The 15,940-nt window shown below is 59.7% G+C and carries 19 protein-coding genes, 1 tRNA gene and 1 pseudogene; 11 read left to right on the top strand and 10 right to left on the bottom strand.

Annotated features, from left to right (window positions below):
- Positions 1–113: 113 nt before the first annotated feature.
- On the bottom strand, positions 114–1,442 hold the full coding sequence (yegQ, locus tag D8U70_RS10260) for a tRNA 5-hydroxyuridine modification protein YegQ (RefSeq protein WP_130928823.1): 1,329 nt from the start codon (positions 1,440–1,442) through the stop codon (positions 114–116).
- Positions 1,443–1,598: 156 nt separating this feature from the next.
- On the opposite strand from yegQ, the gene D8U70_RS10255 reads away from it, so the two are divergent.
- Positions 1,599–2,660: an AI-2E family transporter gene (locus D8U70_RS10255; protein ID WP_024013473.1), complete on the top strand. Its 1,062-nt coding sequence runs from the start codon at positions 1,599–1,601 to the stop codon at positions 2,658–2,660.
- Here D8U70_RS10255 and D8U70_RS10250 read toward each other — a convergent pair.
- The 3 genes from D8U70_RS10250 to D8U70_RS10240 all read right to left on the bottom strand — a co-directional run bounded on the left by D8U70_RS10250 (position 2,657) and on the right by D8U70_RS10240 (position 3,747).
- Positions 2,657–2,839: a hypothetical protein gene (locus tag D8U70_RS10250; protein WP_016770690.1), complete on the bottom strand. Its 183-nt coding sequence runs from the start codon at positions 2,837–2,839 to the stop codon at positions 2,657–2,659. The genes D8U70_RS10255 and D8U70_RS10250 overlap by 4 nt on opposite strands.
- 103 nt (positions 2,840–2,942) lie before the next feature.
- Positions 2,943–3,137 (bottom strand): hypothetical protein, encoded by a 195-nt coding sequence (locus D8U70_RS10245; protein ID WP_016770691.1) that lies wholly within the window; start codon positions 3,135–3,137, stop codon positions 2,943–2,945.
- Between the two features lie 229 nt (positions 3,138–3,366).
- Complete coding sequence (locus D8U70_RS10240; protein WP_024013471.1) at positions 3,367–3,747, bottom strand: hypothetical protein; 381 nt, start codon at positions 3,745–3,747, stop codon at positions 3,367–3,369.
- Positions 3,748–3,990: 243 nt separating this feature from the next.
- Here D8U70_RS10240 and D8U70_RS10235 point away from each other — a divergent pair, with 243 nt between their 5' ends.
- Both D8U70_RS10235 and D8U70_RS10230 read left to right on the top strand, forming a co-directional pair.
- Entirely contained in the window at positions 3,991–4,809 is an 819-nt protein-coding gene (locus D8U70_RS10235; RefSeq protein ID WP_122508131.1) for a shikimate 5-dehydrogenase, read from the top strand.
- A 187-nt stretch (positions 4,810–4,996) separates the two neighbouring features.
- Entirely contained in the window at positions 4,997–5,515 is a 519-nt protein-coding gene (locus D8U70_RS10230) for a cupin domain-containing protein (RefSeq protein ID WP_130928822.1), read from the top strand.
- A 132-nt stretch (positions 5,516–5,647) separates the two neighbouring features.
- Here D8U70_RS10230 and D8U70_RS10225 read toward each other — a convergent pair whose 3' ends face one another.
- Positions 5,648–6,292, bottom strand: a complete 645-nt coding sequence (locus tag D8U70_RS10225) for a DUF480 domain-containing protein (protein WP_016775349.1) — start codon at positions 6,290–6,292, stop codon at positions 5,648–5,650.
- Between the two features lie 125 nt (positions 6,293–6,417).
- Between D8U70_RS10225 and D8U70_RS10220 the strand changes: the two genes are divergently transcribed.
- A complete protein-coding gene (locus D8U70_RS10220) occupies positions 6,418–6,927 on the top strand; it encodes a DUF1993 domain-containing protein (protein ID WP_016775348.1) in 510 nt (169 codons plus the stop codon).
- 158 nt (positions 6,928–7,085) lie between these two features.
- On the opposite strand, the gene sstT is transcribed toward D8U70_RS10220, so the two are convergent.
- On the bottom strand, positions 7,086–8,318 hold the full coding sequence (gene sstT, locus D8U70_RS10210) for a serine/threonine transporter SstT (protein ID WP_073471344.1): 1,233 nt from the start codon (positions 8,316–8,318) through the stop codon (positions 7,086–7,088).
- 307 nt (positions 8,319–8,625) lie between these two features.
- Here sstT and D8U70_RS10205 point away from each other — a divergent pair, with 307 nt between their 5' ends.
- Complete coding sequence (locus D8U70_RS10205; protein WP_130928820.1) at positions 8,626–9,783, top strand: MFS transporter; 1,158 nt, start codon at positions 8,626–8,628, stop codon at positions 9,781–9,783.
- On the opposite strand, the gene nhaR is transcribed toward D8U70_RS10205, so the two are convergent.
- Entirely contained in the window at positions 9,778–10,677 is a 900-nt protein-coding gene (gene nhaR, locus D8U70_RS10200; RefSeq protein WP_016775345.1) for a transcriptional activator NhaR, read from the bottom strand. The two genes, D8U70_RS10205 and nhaR, sit on opposite strands and share 6 nt — an antisense overlap.
- A gap of 133 nt (positions 10,678–10,810) precedes the next feature.
- On the opposite strand from nhaR, the pseudogene D8U70_RS10195 reads away from it, so the two are divergent.
- Positions 10,811–11,016: pseudogene (locus tag D8U70_RS10195) on the top strand (hypothetical protein).
- 29 nt (positions 11,017–11,045) lie between these two features.
- Complete coding sequence (locus tag D8U70_RS10190) at positions 11,046–11,795, top strand: TerC family protein (RefSeq protein ID WP_016775343.1); 750 nt, start codon at positions 11,046–11,048, stop codon at positions 11,793–11,795.
- 125 nt (positions 11,796–11,920) lie between these two features.
- Here D8U70_RS10190 and D8U70_RS27725 read toward each other — a convergent pair whose 3' ends face one another.
- The gene (locus tag D8U70_RS27725) at positions 11,921–12,088 is read right to left on the bottom strand and encodes a hypothetical protein (RefSeq protein WP_024013464.1); all 168 of its coding nucleotides are present in this window, start codon (positions 12,086–12,088) and stop codon (positions 11,921–11,923) included.
- A gap of 234 nt (positions 12,089–12,322) precedes the next feature.
- On the opposite strand from D8U70_RS27725, the gene D8U70_RS10185 reads away from it, so the two are divergent.
- The 3 genes from D8U70_RS10185 (at position 12,323) to D8U70_RS10175 (ending at position 13,510) form a co-directional block, all read left to right on the top strand.
- Positions 12,323–12,994 carry a peptidase C39 family protein gene (locus D8U70_RS10185; protein ID WP_122703702.1) on the top strand — a complete coding sequence of 224 codons (672 nt, stop codon included), beginning with the start codon at positions 12,323–12,325 and terminating at the stop codon, positions 12,992–12,994.
- A gap of 90 nt (positions 12,995–13,084) precedes the next feature.
- Positions 13,085–13,291, top strand: a complete 207-nt coding sequence (locus tag D8U70_RS10180; RefSeq protein ID WP_024013462.1) for a DUF6021 family protein — start codon at positions 13,085–13,087, stop codon at positions 13,289–13,291.
- A gap of 12 nt (positions 13,292–13,303) precedes the next feature.
- Positions 13,304–13,510: a hypothetical protein gene (locus D8U70_RS10175; RefSeq protein ID WP_071172948.1), complete on the top strand. Its 207-nt coding sequence runs from the start codon at positions 13,304–13,306 to the stop codon at positions 13,508–13,510.
- Between the two features lie 54 nt (positions 13,511–13,564).
- On the opposite strand, the gene pbpG is transcribed toward D8U70_RS10175, so the two are convergent.
- Positions 13,565–14,503, bottom strand: a complete 939-nt coding sequence (gene pbpG, locus D8U70_RS10170; protein WP_130928819.1) for a D-alanyl-D-alanine endopeptidase — start codon at positions 14,501–14,503, stop codon at positions 13,565–13,567.
- A 230-nt stretch (positions 14,504–14,733) separates the two neighbouring features.
- The gene (gene folD / locus D8U70_RS10165) at positions 14,734–15,588 is read right to left on the bottom strand and encodes a bifunctional methylenetetrahydrofolate dehydrogenase/methenyltetrahydrofolate cyclohydrolase FolD (protein ID WP_130928818.1); all 855 of its coding nucleotides are present in this window, start codon (positions 15,586–15,588) and stop codon (positions 14,734–14,736) included.
- 275 nt (positions 15,589–15,863) lie between these two features.
- Between folD and D8U70_RS10160 the strand changes: the two genes are divergently transcribed.
- A tRNA-Arg gene (locus D8U70_RS10160) sits at positions 15,864–15,940 on the top strand.

Here is a 15,940-nt window from a genome sequence, read left to right as displayed (position 1 = left end):
TTGTCCCTCCTCCTCCCTTCAAGTCCTACCATACAAGCGAGCCTGCTCGCGAAGACGGCATCGGCTTCGCAGCAAATTACGGCCATGCGGCGAGTGCCACACAAGATCGCCAGTCAACCAACACGCAAATCCCGCATCAACAACCCAAAGCGCAAATCCACCGCATCCGGTATCGGCACGTACACCGTATGCCCGTCCCCCGGCGCCACTTCGATCGCTTGGCCGCTGACACTCTGCAATTCATGCAGATCAAAATGGAAATTGCCCTTGGGCGTCATCAGTTCCAGATGATCGCCCACGGCAAAACGATTCTTCACTTTCACTTCGGCCAGGCGATCACGGCGCTCGCCGGTCAGCTCGCCAACGAACTGCTGCCGCTCCGACACCGAACTGCCGTGCTGATAGTTCTGATATTCGTCATGCACATGGCGGCGCAGAAAACCTTCGGTGTAGCCGCGCTGGGCCAGCGACTCGAGATCCAGCATCAGGCTGCGATCGAACGCGCGCCCGGCCACGGCATCATCGATCGCCCGGCGATACACCTGGGTGGTGCGTGCGCAGTAGAAATGCGATTTGGTCCGGCCTTCGATCTTCAATGAATGCACGCCCATGCGCGTCAGGCGCTCGACATGCTGCACCGCGCGCAGGTCCTTGGCGTTCATGATGTAGGTGCCGTGTTCGTCTTCGAAGGCCGGCATCAATTCATCGGGGCGGTTGGCTTCCTGCAACAGAAAGACCTGATCGGTCGGTGCGCCGAGACCCAGCGTGGGCTCGGGTTGAAAGGTCTGGACGATCTCGCCGAGCTGGTTTTCCGTGGCTTCTTGCGCCGTGTACTTCCAGCGGCAGGCGTTGGTGCAGGTGCCCTGATTGGCATCGCGTTTGTTCATGTAACCGGAAAGCAGGCAGCGCCCGGAATAGGCCATGCACAGCGCGCCGTGCACGAACACTTCCAGCTCCATGCCCGGTACCTGCTCGCGGATTTCGCCGATCTCCTCCAGCGACAATTCGCGCGACAGAATGATCCGGCTCAGCCCCTGTTGCTGCCAGAACTCGACGCTCGCCCAATTCACGGTGTTGGCCTGCACCGACAGGTGAATCGGCATCTGCGCAAAGTGCTGGCGCACCAGCATGATCAGGCCCGGATCGGACATGATCAGCGCATCCGGGGCCATCTCGATCACCGGCGCCAGATCCTTGAGGAACGTCTTCAGCTTGGCGTTGTGCGGGGCGATGTTGACCACCACGTAGAAGCGCTTGCCCTGCGCCTGCGCCTCACGGATGCCCAGCGCCAGGTTGGCGTGGTCGAATTCGTTGTTGCGCACCCGCAGGCTGTAGCGCGGCTGGCCGGCGTAGACCGCATCGGCGCCATAAGCGAAGGCGTAACGCATGTTTTTCAGGGTGCCGGCGGGGGCGAGAAGCTCGGGGGCGATGAGAGTTGGCATTTGGGTGTCGGTCGCAAAAGCCGCGCAGGGTAGGGCAGCTGTTGCGAGGGTTTATTGATCTGGATCTATGCTCCATGAATAAACATGGCACTCGCGCGCTCGGCGGCTGACTAAGTGGGGCGGGCGTGCGTGACGCCTGACTGACATGGACCGGATATGAACGAAAAGAGTCTGCAATTCAAATCCCTGACAGTGCTGCTGGTGCTGGTCACGGTGGCCTTTATCTGGATTCTGCTGCCGTTCTACGGCGCGGTGTTCTGGGCTGTCATCCTCGGCATTCTGTTTGCGCCGGTACAGCGCAGGTTGCAGCAGAAGTTCGGTTTGCAACGCAACGTGACGTCGCTGTGCACCTTGAGCCTGTGCCTGGTGATCGCAATTCTGCCGGTGATCATCGTCAGCATCCTGCTGGTCCAGGAAGGGGCGACGGTCTACAAGAACATCGAAAGCGGCGAGCTGGACATCGCCGCGTATCTGGCGCAGTTCAAGCACAGCCTGCCGCCGTACTTTCAGCACTTGCTCGACCGCTTCGGCATGGGCGAACTCGACAGCTTGCGCGAGAAGATCGTCAAAGCGGCGATGCAGGGCAGCCAGGCACTGGCGACTCAGGCGTTCAGCTTCGGCCAGGGCACATTCGAATTCGTGGTGAGCTTTTTCATCATGCTGTATCTGCTGTTTTTCTTCCTGCGTGACGGCCCCGAGCTGGCGCGCAAAATGCGCACTGCCGTGCCGCTGGAAGAAAACCACAAGCGCCGCCTGCAACTGAAGTTCAACCGCGTGGTGCGCGCCACGGTCAAGGGCAACGTGGTGGTAGCCGTGACCCAAGGCGCGCTGGGCGGGTTGATTTTCTGGTTTCTCGATATTCCCAGCGCATTGCTCTGGGCGGTGCTGATGGCGTTTCTGTCGCTGTTGCCAGCGGTGGGCGCGGGGATTGTCTGGGCGCCGGTGGCGGTGTACTTCCTGCTCAGCGGCATGATCTGGCAGGGCGTGGTGCTGGGCTTGTTCGGCGTATTCGTGATTGGCCTGGTCGACAACGTGCTGCGCCCGATTCTGGTGGGCAAGGATACCAAGATGCCCGATTACCTGATTCTGGTTTCCACCCTCGGCGGCCTCGCGGTCTTCGGCCTCAACGGCTTTGTGATCGGGCCGCTGATCGCCGCATTGTTCCTGTCGAGCTGGGCGCTGTTCGTCGAGACCAAGCCCAAGGTGCAGCTGCCTTAGGCATGAAACGTGTTGCTGGCGACCTGTTGCGACAAGGCCTGCGCTGCTGGCAACGAGGTGAGCGGGCCGCTGATCGGCTCGCCATCGCGCACCAGATACCAGCAAGCGAGCAAACCGGATGCACGCAGCGAAGCGGGAACTGCGCTGCCGATCACCGACATGATTTGAACCTGTGCCATGGGAAAACCTCCATCAAACTGATGGGGCTACCTTAGGGATTTGCCGGCACGACGGACAATCAACGCTTTCGATAGTGGTCATTGATGCCAGTGAGGTCTGGCGTCATTCGACCACTTGATCGAGCATGTGCATGACTTCGCGCTCATTGAGCAGGCCCTTGTGCACGAGGTTTTCGGCGAGCAGGGACAGCAGCTTGGCGCAGCGATGGCCTTCCAGATGCTTGAGCTCGGTAAGTGCGCTGTACACCTTGCTCGAGGTGCACAGACCGACGATGCGGTGCGGGTTTTGTGTGGGCATACAGTCGTCCTTGTTGTTATCGATCTGTTGTTTACGGACGGATTCAGATTGCGGTTCCGTCATGACAAAGCGGTGACCGTTCGATGAAAAAAGCCCGGCGGTCGATTCCATCATGCCGACTTTAGCTGGTCGGACTGTCCTCACAGCGACCTTGGCGCGATTTTTTCAGACCTTCGCCGACCAGCGGTCATAAAAAAGCCCCGCTCGAAAGCAGGGCTCTGTGTTGCGCTTACCAGCGTGGACCGCCGTAGTAGCCATGCGGGCCGCCGTAGTAGCCGTGGGGCCGACCGTAATAACCACGAGGCGGGCCGTAATAGACGGGGGCCGGCTGCACGTAGACCGGTTGTTGCACATACACCGGCGCCGGTTGGTAGTAGACCGGTGGCGGCGGTTGCTGCACGTAGACCGGTTGCGGCTGCACATAAACCGGTTGTTGCTGCACATACACCGGCCGATCCTGGTTGATCAGTGCCGAGCCGATGATGGCCGAGCCGACGATCGCGCCAAACACTGCAGGGCCCTGCCAGCCATGGCCACCACCCGCTTCAGCCTGGCCGGTGACGGCAAGTGCGCCAATCAACAAAGCCATGATGGGAAGTTTACGAATCATGATAAGTCCTCGGTTCTTCGACCCGGCGCCGCGGCCTGAATCAGGCCTACAGTTGTCGCGGGGATACAGCTAAGACAGCAAAATTGCGAAATTCAGCACAGCCGCTGGGTAAATTTTGTGTAAGGTCTGTAGCGGCTTCTTTACCCGGCTGCGCGGCGCCACAAACAAGCCTCAATGATGATTCAGAACCCGGTGGGCTGGCCAATCCCGTCCATCCGAAAGTGCGTTTGAAGGAGAAGTTTCATGCAGATGAACCCGAACAAAGACACCCAATTGTGCATGTCCCTGTCCGGGCGGCCGGGGAATTTCGGTCTGCGTTTTCACAACCATTTGTATGAACAGCTGGGCCTGAATTTCTACTACAAGGCGTTCAGCAGCCAGGACCTGACCGGCGCGGTCGGTGGCATCCGGGCACTGGGCATTCGTGGCTGCGGCGTATCGATGCCTTTCAAGGAAGCCTGCATAGCGCTGGTCGATGAGCTGGATGCCTCGGCGGCGGCGATCCAGTCGATCAACACCATCGTCAACACTGGCGGCCACCTCAAGGCCTACAACACCGATTACATCGCCGTCGCGCAATTGCTGGAAAGCCACGCGGTGCCGAAAGATTCGACCTTCGCCCTGCGCGGCAGCGGCGGCATGGCCAAAGCGGTGGCCAGCGCCCTGCGCGATGGTGGGTACAAGAACGGTTTGATTGTCGCCCGTAACGAGCGGGCCGGACGCGCCCTGGCGGATTCGCTGGGTTATCGCTGGCAGGCCGAGCTGGGTGACGAGCGCCCGCAGATGCTGATCAATGTCACCCCGGTAGGCATGGACGGCGGGCCGGAGGCGGGGCAACTGGCGTTTGAGCCTGAAGTGATCAAAGCGGCTGAGACTGTATTCGACGTGGTGGCGATCCCTTCGGAAACGCCGCTGATCGTGCGGGCGCGGGCCGAGGGCAAGCGAGTGATCACCGGGCTTGAGGTGATTGCGATTCAGGCGCTGGAGCAATTTGTCCTGTACACCGGGGTGCGGCCGAATGAGGCGCAGTTTGCGGCGGCGGTGGATTTTGCGCGCAGCTGATTGATCTTTTAGTGGCTGGGCTGGCCTCTTCGCGAGCAGGCTCGCTCCCACAGGTTGAGCTGGAATGCGATTGAATGTGGGAGCGAGCCTGCTCGCGAAGGCGGCGCTGCGGTTCTGGATCACTATCTATAATCCTCGCCAGCACGCACAGACCTGCCCACCACAAAAACCATAACCGAGGCCGCCCATGCATCCACCCATCCTCAACCTCAACGAGGTCGAACTCGAAGCCCTTCCCGAAGCCCTGGCCCCTGAAGGCGACACTGCCGGGCGTTATCAGCAGCGTTTCGCGCGGATCGGCCAGCAACTCGGTGCGCAGAAACTCGGTTATCGCCTGTATGCACTGCCAGCAGGCATGCGCGGCAGTCCATTCCACAGCCATCGGGTCAATGAGGAGATGTTCTACGTGGTGGCCGGGGAGGGCGAGGTGCGCTTGGGAGGGGAGCGTTTTCCGATCCGCGCCGGTGATGTGATCGCCTGCCCACCGGGCGGACCCGAGAAGGCACATCAGATCATCAATACCAGCGCGGGCGAACTGCGTTATCTGGCGGTGAGCACTCAGCAGCAGCCGGAGATCTGCGAGTATCCGGACTCGAACAAGTATGCGGTGATGGATAATTTCACGGTGGATGCCGAGGGCAACGCCTCGGGCTTTGTCGCTGTCGCGCGGCAGGTGGATGGAGTGGATTATTGGGATGGGGAATGAAACGGGCAGCTGAATATCGCGCAGATCCTGTGGGAGCGAGCCTGCTCGCGAAGGCGGCGGGTCATCCGAGATCGTGGTGACTGACACTACGCTTTCGCGAGCAGGCTCGCTCCCACAATGGCTTTGCGGTGGTTATTCGAGGCGGGCCAGGCGTTCTTCCAGCGCCGCGATGCGGGCCTCGAGTTCTTCGATACGCTCCAGGGACACGCCACCGCCCGAGCGCTCCCCGGGATTCTGCCGCGCCGCCAGGATCGCTTCGATATCTGCCGGATCGCCCAAGGCATGGGTATAACGATCCTCGCGCTGCCCGGCCTGACGCGGAATCAATACCGCCAGTCCGCGTGCAATCAGCCGTTCGAGCTGATGCACGACCTGCTCGGCGTCTTCGAACTCGTGCATGCGCCCGCTGCGGGTCAGCAGTTCGTTGACGGTCTGCGGACCGCGCAGAAACATCAGACCCGTCAGAATCACCTGCGCCGGCACCAGTTCCAGCGCCTTGTCGACCTTGTGCTCCCAGCGGTCGGCACGGCTGCCCATTACCAGCCGGGTAAAGCCACGACCCTCCAGAGCGCGCAAGCTCTGGCCGACCTGGCCCTGATTGAGGTTCATCACCGGTTCGCGGCTGGTTTTCTGATTGCAGGCCAGCACCAGCGCGTTGAGGGTCAGCGGATAGGTTTCCGGGCTGGTGGCCTGTTTTTCGATCAGCGCACCGAGAATGCGGATTTCCGTGGCATTGAGCCGTGGCTGGTCGGAGGTGGATTCTTGTTCGTTGCTCATCGCGCGTTCCCTCTGCAGTCGAAGCCGCCTAGCCTAATCCTTGCCAAACAAAAGGCAAGCCGTGTGCTCATCAAGCATGGCTATAATCGCCACCACGTATTACCCAGCCATCACATGAGATTGCCATGACCATTTCACTGTACGCCGCATCCGTCCCGGTTTTTCAACAAATGCTCAACGCCCTGAGCGATGTGCTGAAAAAGGCCGAAGCCCACGCCAGCGCGAAAAACATCGACCAGAGCGTCTTCCTGCAAGCGCGTCTGTACCCGGACATGTTCCCGTTGGTGCGTCAGGTGCAGATCGCCGTGGACTTCGCCAAAGGCGTGTCGGCGCGTCTGGCTGAAGTCGAACTGCCGAAGTACGACGACACTGAAACCACCTTCGCCGAACTGCAAGCGCTGATCGCCAAGGTTCTGGCCTTCATTGGCGAGATCAAGCCAGAACAGATCGATGGCAAGGAAGGCATCGAAATCGTGACCCGTCCGGGCACGCCGAAAGAGAAGCGTTTCAGTGGTCAGGCGTATCTGCTGACTTACGGCTTGCCGCAGTTCTTCTTCCACGTCACCACCACCTATGCGTTGCTGCGTCATAACGGCGTTGAAGTGGGCAAGCGCGATTACATGGGCGCGTTCTAAACACCCCGATACGAAAAAGCCCGCCAAGGTTCGCGCCTTGGCGGGCTTTTGTTTTTCTGTGGGAGCGAGCCTGCTCGCGAATGCGGCGTATCAGGCGCTATTAATGCTGAATGTCTCGCCCCTTTCGCGAGCAGGCTCGCTCCCACAAGGTAAGGCGGTTACGCCGTACGCTGAGCCTTCTCTTCTTCGCCCAGGCAAGCCGCCGCGGTAAACAGTACGTCAGTCGACGAGTTCAGCGCGGTCTCCGCCGAATCCTGCAGCACGCCAATAATGAAGCCCACCGCCACGACCTGCATGGCGATCTCGCTCGGGATGCCGAACAGGCTGCACGCCAGCGGAATCAGCAGCAGCGACCCACCGGCCACACCCGAAGCACCACAGGCGCAAATGGCTGCGACGACGCTGAGCAGGATTGCGGTCGGAATGTCCACGGCGATGCCCAAAGTGTGCACCGCCGCCAAGGCCAGCACGGTAATGGTGATCGCCGCACCGGCCATATTGATGGTCGCGCCGAGCGGGATCGATACCGAGTAAGTGTCTTCGTGCAGGCCCAGGCGCTTGCTCAATTCCAGGTTGACCGGAATGTTCGCCGCCGAGCTGCGGGTGAAGAACGCGGTGATGCCGCTTTCGCGCAAGCACATCAGGGTCAGCGGGTACGGATTGCGGCGCAGCTTCCAGAACACGATCAGCGGGTTCATCACCAGCGCGACGAACAGCATGCAGCCCAGCAGCACCGCCAGCAGGTGCGCGTAGCCGAGCAGCGCGCCGAAACCGGAGGTGGCCAGTGTCGACGCGACCAGGCCGAAGATGCCCAGCGGCGCGAAGCGAATGACCACGCGGACGATCACGGTGACGCCGTTGGACAAGTCACCGAGCACTTCGCGAGTGGTGTCGCCAGCGTGGCGGATGGCAATGCCCATGCCGATCGCCCAGGCCAGAATGCCGATGAAGTTGGCATTCATCAGCGCGCTGACCGGGTTATCGACGACGCTCAGCAACAGGCTTTGCAGCACTTCGCCGATGCCGCCAGGTGCAGTCACGGCAACGTTTTCGGTCGATAACACCAGATTCGACGGGAACGCCATGCTGGCGACCACGGCCACCACCGCAGCGCTGAATGTACCCAGCAGGTAGAGGAACAGGATCGGGCGGATGTGGGTTTCCTGACCGTGCTTGTGGTTGGCGATCGAGGCCATCACCAGAACGAACACCAGAATCGGCGCCACGGCTTTCAACGCCGAGACAAACACCTTGCCGATGAACGCGGTGGACTTCGCCAGCTCCGGTGCAATCAGGGCCAGGGCAATACCGGCGATCAGACCAATGACGATCTGGCTGACCAGACTCAGGCGTTTCAGGCGTTGCAGTAACGAAGGGGATGAAGCGGTCATAACGGCATCTCTGTTTTTTATAGGGTGCGAAGCGTCGTGGGCAGTCACGAAACGCCTGTCGAAGTGACATCAACGCCGCCAAACGGCACGTTGAACAGCTGTACGATTTTCAGGGCGCGGACTTTATCACAGCGTAGGCGTGAACCTTCAGGCCTGTGACGATCTGCCACCGGATCGGCCCGGCAGATCGGCAGTTTTGGGCAACTCAGTGCGGACGCAGTCTGTTAAGCTTCGCCATCCTCATTTTCAAGTTCTGCCAGCGGGCCTCCGGGTCATCGCTGGTGTCGTCGTTTTGCTGGAGTTGCGCATGCTGTTGCCTATCCTTCTGTTGTCCGCCGCCGGGTTCACGGTGCTGACCACGGAATTCGTCATTGTCGGCCTGTTGCCGGCGATTGCCCGAGACCTCGAAGTCAGCATCCCGCAAGCGGGGCTGCTGGTGACCTTGTTCGCCTTTACCGTGGCGCTGTTCGGCCCGTTCCTGACCGCTTATTTCGCCCGTTTTGAACGGCGCAAACTGTTCATCAGCATTCTGATCATGTTCGGTCTGGCCAATACCGTTGCAGCGTTGGCGCCGAATATCTGGGTGATGGCCATTGCGCGTCTGATTCCGGCGTTGGGTTTGCCGGTGTTCTGGGCATTGGCCAGCGAGACGGCGGTGGATATCGTCGGCCCGGATTTCGCCGGCCGCGCCATTGCCAAGATCGGCTTCGGCATCGTCTGCGCCACTGTGTTCGGCATTCCGGTCGGCACGCTGATTTCCGACGCGTTCGGCTGGCGCAGCGCCTTCGGCATTCTGGCGCTGATCGCGTTTGCCAAAGCCTTGCTGCTGTTTGTCTATCTGCCGAAAACCACTCTGCACCAGCATCAGGTCAGCTTCCGTTCGCAGTTCAAGATCCTGCGCAGCCCACTGATGCTCGGCCATATCTTGTTGTCGATTTTGGTGTTCAGCGGCATGTTCACCGCTTACACCTACCTTGCTGACATCCTCGAACGACTTGCCGGTTTCAACGGCACCGTGGTCGGCTGGTGCCTGATGGCGTTTGGCGCAGTCGGGCTGGTCGGCAACTCGCTCGGCGGGCGTGCGGTGGATCGGCATCCGCTGGGGGCGTCGGTGTTGTTTTGTGCGTTCATGATCGCCGGCATGGTTTCGCTGGTGCCGAACATTCATTCGCCAGTGGGTCTGGCGGTGGCGATGGGCATCTGGGGCGTGACCCAGGCGGCGCTGTTCCTGGTTAGCCATGTGCGCCTGATGAAAGCCGCGCCGGAAGCGCCGGCCTTCGCCGCGTCGCTGAACATCGCCGGGGCCAATCTCGGCATCGGCCTGGGCGCGATGGTCGGCGGCCGGGTGATCGACAGTGCCGGGCTGGGCTTTCTCGGCTTTGCCGCTGCCGGCTTCATTTTGCTGTCGGTGTTCCTCGCCATGGTGCTGATGACGCTGAAGCCGCGTGAAGTCTGCGCTTCATAACCCGGTAAACAGCTCGCGTCGGGCACCCTCGGTAATCGCTACGATGCCAGGGTGCTTGACCTTGCGCTCCACCGAGATGGCATAGAACGACTCGCTCACGGCGTCGGTCTGGCCGATCAACTCGACGCCGTACTGGCGCTTCACTTCCTCGGCAATCACGCTCGGACCGATAAAGATCCCGCTGCCGGATTGGCCGAAGGCCTGCATCAAAGCACTGTCATCGAACTCGCCGACAATCTGCGGCTGGATCTGCTGTTCGGCGAACCAGCGTTGCAAACGGCTGCGCACCACGGTTTCCGCGCCGGGAATCAGCAGCGGTGCCCCGTGCAGGCTGCGCGGGAAATCCTGGCCATACTGCGCGGCAAGTTCGGCGGTGGCGAAGAAGCTGATCCCGCACTCACCGAGCTTCTGGCTGTAGCCTTTGATGTCCAGATGCGAAGGCATCGGACTGTCGGAAATCACCAGATCCAGACGCTGGATGGCCAGATCAGCGAGCAGGCGTTCGAGTTTGTCTTCGCGACAGGTGATGCGCAGCGGCTCGCTCAATTCCATGGTCGGCGCGATCAGGCGATAAACAATCGATTTGGGCACCACGTCGGCCACCCCGACGCGAAAGAGGATCTGCTGCTCGTTGGGCTGCGCTCGCAGCATCAGCTCCAGCTCGCCGCCCAACTGAAACATCTGCTCGGCGTAGGGCAGGGCCTGGCGCCCGGCTTCGGTGAGCTCCAACTGGCGGCCAACCCGGCGAAACAGTTCCACGCCATAGGTTTGTTCTAGCAGTGAGATCTGTCCGCTGATGGTCTGTGGCGTCAGGTTCAGCTGCTCGCAGGCGCGGACGATGCTGCCGGTTTTGGCCACAACCCAGAAGTAATGCAGTTGTCGGTAATTGAGCATAGTGATGGCCACTTCGTGAAAACCGAAGTATAGCCGCTAAAAATACGAATTTTCCTGAAGTGTTCATCTCCCTAGAATGCCCAGCCATCGACGGCCGGTGTGTGCGCCTGTCTGTTCATTCGAAGGAAACCTTATGAAATACACATTTCCCGCAGTGATGTTTGCGTCTTTACTGGTTCTGGCCGGTTGTGATCAGGCGGAAAAAAGCGCTCAGCAACTGATGGGCGCGGCGGCTGAAACTGCCAAGCGCTCAGTGATGCCACCGGTGGTTTGATCGAGAAAAAAGAAACCCCGGAAAAACACGCGGAAGAATCCGAATCTTCCTCCAAGACCATCTAAACCGTCTTACACAGAGTCAGGACTGACCCATGGAATATCTGTTAGAACTCGCCGCCAGCCCCACCGCTTGGGTTGCTTTGGCCACACTGGTGGTAATGGAAATCGTGCTTGGCATCGATAACCTGATCTTTATTTCGATCCTGACCAACAAGCTGCCCGAACAGCATCGGCAGAAGGCGCGCCGTATCGGTATCGGCATGGCCCTGATTCTGCGTCTGGCACTGCTGAGCACCATCGCGTTCATCGTGCAGTTGACCGAGCCTGTGATCGAAATCCTTGGCCAGGCGTTCTCCTGGAAGGACATGATCCTGATCGCCGGTGGCCTGTTCCTGGTGTGGAAAGCAACGACCGAGATCCATCACAGCATGGACCCGTCGCCGGAAGACCCGAAGACCGCGACTTCCACCGTAACCCTGGGTTTTGCCGCGGCTATCGGTCAGATCCTGATGCTCGACATGGTGTTCTCGATCGACAGCATCATTACCGCTGTCGGCATGACCGAACACTTGCCGATCATGATCATCGCGGTGGTGGTGTCGGTGCTGGTGATGCTGCTCGCGGCTGATCCGCTGGCCAAGTTCATCAACGACAACCCGACCGTGGTCATGCTGGCGCTGGGCTTCCTGATCATGATCGGCATGACGCTGATCGCCGAAGGCTTCGGCGCCCACGTACCTAAAGGTTATGTGTACGCGGCCATGGCGTTCTCGGCCGGTATCGAAGTGTTGAACATGCTGTCGCGCCGGGCGAAGCAGAAGAAGGTTGCTCAGCAGGCGTAATTGCTGAGAACACAAAAAACCGCCTGGGCTGGTTGAGCTCAGGCGGTTTTTTATTCACCTTTTGCTGAGTTGTCGAGAGCTTGGTGCTGCTGAGCGCTCTCATAAGGGGAAGACCTTGTTGGTCTTCAATGCGCAGCAATGTGCCGCACTGGGTGCTTCTCTGTCTTCTCCACCGGCATCGTCTGCACCGGATGATGATGGCGTCGCGAAATCCGCAGCACGCCCCACAACATGGCAGTCGCCACGGCCAGCCAGCCGGCTATCAACATCACAATGGTCATGGTCAGGCTCATTGGTGCCTCCTCTTCGCCCTGCATCGGGCGCCCGCTTTTCGCAATTCGCTCTATTTCAGTGACAGTCTAGTCAATGGGGTGTTTCAAGCTATTGACCAAAGGTCGTTAGTCACCAATCAGTTTGCTCTATGCAATCGCAGAGTCTGCGGTTTAAGGCTATACCGCAGGCTGGTGCGGCTCTATGATCGCTGGCGTTGCCGGAACACGATGACCGGCGTCTGGAAGAGAGTGACGATGGTGCAGGTATTTTCTCGAGTGCGTGGAGCGTTGCTTGCCGGCGCTTGCGCAGTGTTGCTGAGCGGATGTGCGGGCAACGTAGCGCCAGAAGTCAAGCGCTTGCCGGAGCGGGTTGAACTCAGCGGCACCTTTTATCGTGGCGAAGCCAATCAGAGCGGGCCGCAGGTGCTCGCCAGTCTGCTGTCGCAACAAGGCATCGTCATCACCCCGGGCCTTCTGGAAAAACCGCTGCACTTGCCGGGCGCTGAGGACAAGCTGCAGCAGAACATGCAGAACCTCGCCCGCGAATACGGTCTGGTGGTTTATCCGCTCGACAGCAAGCTGCCAGCCTTGCTGACACAGGTCGCAGCGGGCTATCCGGTCATGGTGCGTTTCAGCGAAGGTTCAGCATTCTGGGCCGAGCCGCGTTACGCGATCCTGTCCGGCTACGATCGCAATAAGCAGAAGGTCCTGCTGCGCGCCGGCATGAATCGTCGGCAGTTGATGGATTTCGGCAGCTTTCAAGCAGCGCTCGACAAGGCCGGTGGCTGGGCGATCCTGATTCAGAAACCGTCGCAGATTCCGGCATCTGTCGACCGCTCCCGTTGGCTGAAAGCCGCCGATGAGCTGGCGCAGGCCGGTGAAGAAAACGCTGCGGCGCAGGCGCGTAAGGCTCTCGCGGCGCAATAAACCTCCGTTCGTCATCTGCCGGGCACGACTGCGCCCGGCGAGCCTCTGAAGATTAATGCCCGTGCTTCGCGGGTGAATCAAGGAGGCAACATGGCAGATTCCCCAAACCCGAAAGGCCCACACTCGTCCGAACATTCCTCGGGCGATGATCTGGGCTTCGATCCGGATTCGCCGGACCTCGACGATCCGCAAGTTGATCCGGTCGGTCCGGCGAAAGCCCCGCTGGATGTCGAGCCCGGTGAAGATCCGAAGAAACCGGCCAAGCCCTATGATCCGTTAGCCGATCTGAAACCTTGATGTGAGGTGCGTATGAGTACCGATTCAAGCTTCGATGACCACAAACCTGACAGCGTACCGACCACGCCGGAGCCGGAGGTTGATCCGGTGCTGGACCCGGACAGCCCGATGCGCGACCCGATGGCGCGGCCAAATGTGCTGACGCCGGAGGTTTCGCCAGAGCCGAGCTCGGGCGATGGTATCCCCGATGACGACAAGATGCCGCTGCCCAACGACTGATGCGCAGATGAAAAAAAGCCCCGAACATTCGGGGCTTTTTCATCATCGCCGGATTTACTTCGCCGCCTCGACCACGCCGCTCTGACGGCTCTTGAGGTTCTTGTCGGCTTTGTATTGCTGTGCCACCGCAGGAACACTGGCGCTGCGCCCGGTTTCCACCCAGCTGCGGATGCGGCTGGCATCGGCAAAATGCGTGTATTTGCCAAACGCATCGAGAATCACCAGGGCGACCGGACGGTTGCCCATCTTCGTCACCAGCACCAGGCAATGGCCGGCCGGGTTGGTAAAACCGGTCTTGGTAATCTTGATGTCCCAATCGGCCTTATTGACCAAGTGGTCGGTATTGCGGAAGCCCAAGGTGTAATTGGGCTTGCGGAACGCCACGGTCTTTTCCTTGGTGGTGGTCAGTTGCACCAGAAGCGGTTGCTTGTGCGCAGCCACCAGCAATTTGCTCAGGTCGCGGGCGGTGGAAACGTTGCGCTCTGACAGCCCGGTCGGCTCGACAAAGTGCGTGCTGGTCATGCCCAGCGCCTTGGCCTTGGCGTTCATTGCCGCAATAAAAGCAGCGTAGCCACCCGGATAGTGGTGCGCGAGACTGGCGGCGGCGCGGTTTTCCGAAGACATCAAGGCGATCAGCAGCATCTCGCGGCGCGGCAGCTCACTCTTGAGTTTGACCCGGGAGAACACACCCTTCATTTCCGGGGTGTTCCTGATATCGACATCGATCCATTCGTCCATGTTCTGTCGAGCTTCCACCACGACAAGGCCAGTCATCAGCTTGCTGACGGAAGCGATCGGTACGATCACGTCAGGGTTGCTGGAATAAATGACTTTGTTGGTCTGCATATCCATGAGCAGGGCGCTGCCGGAAGCGATCTTCAATGTCGAAGCGTCACGTGGGACAGCGGTGGTTTCCGCAGCGTTGATCGTTGGCGTGATGATTGTGCCTGTGACAGCAAACAACAGGCTCAGAATCGAGAGACGAATTTTCACGCGGGCGAACTCTAAAAGGTTGGATATACCGTTAGTTTGTAACGGGTTATTTCTTAAAACCGGCGCATTTTAGGAGTATGGCTGAAGAACTGTCGATGGTTGTTTGTAAGACCTGAAAAACTCGTGAAAAGGCCTGTAAAAAGAGCGGTTTCCGGCGAACGGTTGAAGTTTTTTCTCAGGCACGAAAAACCCCGCACAAGGCGGGGTTCTGGCGCAGCGGAAAATTCCGATCAGACGTGCAGGGTTTCTGCGGCGTAGAGCGTGTTTTCCAGCAGGCAGGCGCGGGTCATCGGGCCAACGCCGCCCGGTACCGGGGTGATCCAGCCGGCGCGGGGCAGGGCGGTTTCGTAGACAACGTCACCGACCAGTTTGCCGTCGTCCTGACGGTTGATGCCGACGTCGATCACGATCGCGCCTTCCTTGATCCACTCGCCCTTGACCAGGCCCGGCTTGCCGGCGGCGACGACCACCAAATCAGCACGGCCGACGTGGCCCGCCAGATCCTTGGTGAAGCGGTGAGTGACAGTGACGGTGCAGCCGGCCAGCAACAATTCCATGGCCATCGGGCGGCCGACGATATTCGAGGCGCCCACGACTACCGCGTCCATCCCGTAAAGATCAGCGCCAGTGCTTTCCAGCAAGGTCATGATGCCTTTCGGGGTGCAGGGGCGCAGCAGCGGGATGCGCTGGGCCAGGCGGCCGACGTTGTACGGATGGAAGCCGTCGACGTCTTTATCCGGACGAATGCGTTCCAGCAGCTTGGACGCATCGAGGTGTTCGGGCAGAGGCAACTGCAGGAGCACGCCGTCGATGGCCGGATCGTCATTAAGGCGATCGATCAGATTGGTCAGGGCTTCCTGAGTGGTGTCGGAGGGCAGGTCGTAGGCTTGAGAGAGGAAGCCAACCTCTTCACAGTCTTTACGCTTGTGCGAGACATAAACCTGAGAGGCAGGATCGCTGCCGACCAGGATCACCGCGAGGCCGGGGGTGCGCAGGCCTTGCTGGCGACGCTCGGCAACTCGTTGGGCGATCTGCTGGCGCAGGCTGGCGGCGATCGATTTGCCGTCGATTAGTTGTGCAGTCATTGCGCGTGATTAACCATCGAGAGGGGAAAAAATGAGAACGCATTCTCGCATGTCGAGCGGTGAGGGCAAAGGCGCTTGGTCAGCAAATTCCTCTAACTCCTTTAATTAAATGAATTTTTTTCAAAAAGGATTTGACGACCTTTGGAGCCCTCTATACTATTCGTCGCACTTGTCGGGCACAGCCTAGCACTGGTTAAGAAGGTGGAGCGGAATCAAGGTTCTGCGACGCTGGAAAGCACTTAGTTTGTAGTCCTTTAAGAGTACAGATTAACAAGGCGCCCGTAGCTCAGCTGGATAGAGCATCCGCCTTCTAAGCGGATGGTCGCAGGTTCGAGTCCTGCCGGGTGCGCCA

It is taken from the genome of Pseudomonas sp. Sample_20, from assembly GCF_004307585.1.
In the GTDB taxonomy this organism is placed as follows: domain Bacteria; phylum Pseudomonadota; class Gammaproteobacteria; order Pseudomonadales; family Pseudomonadaceae; genus Aquipseudomonas; species Aquipseudomonas atacamensis.
This window is presented reverse-complemented; position numbering and strand designations above follow the sequence as displayed.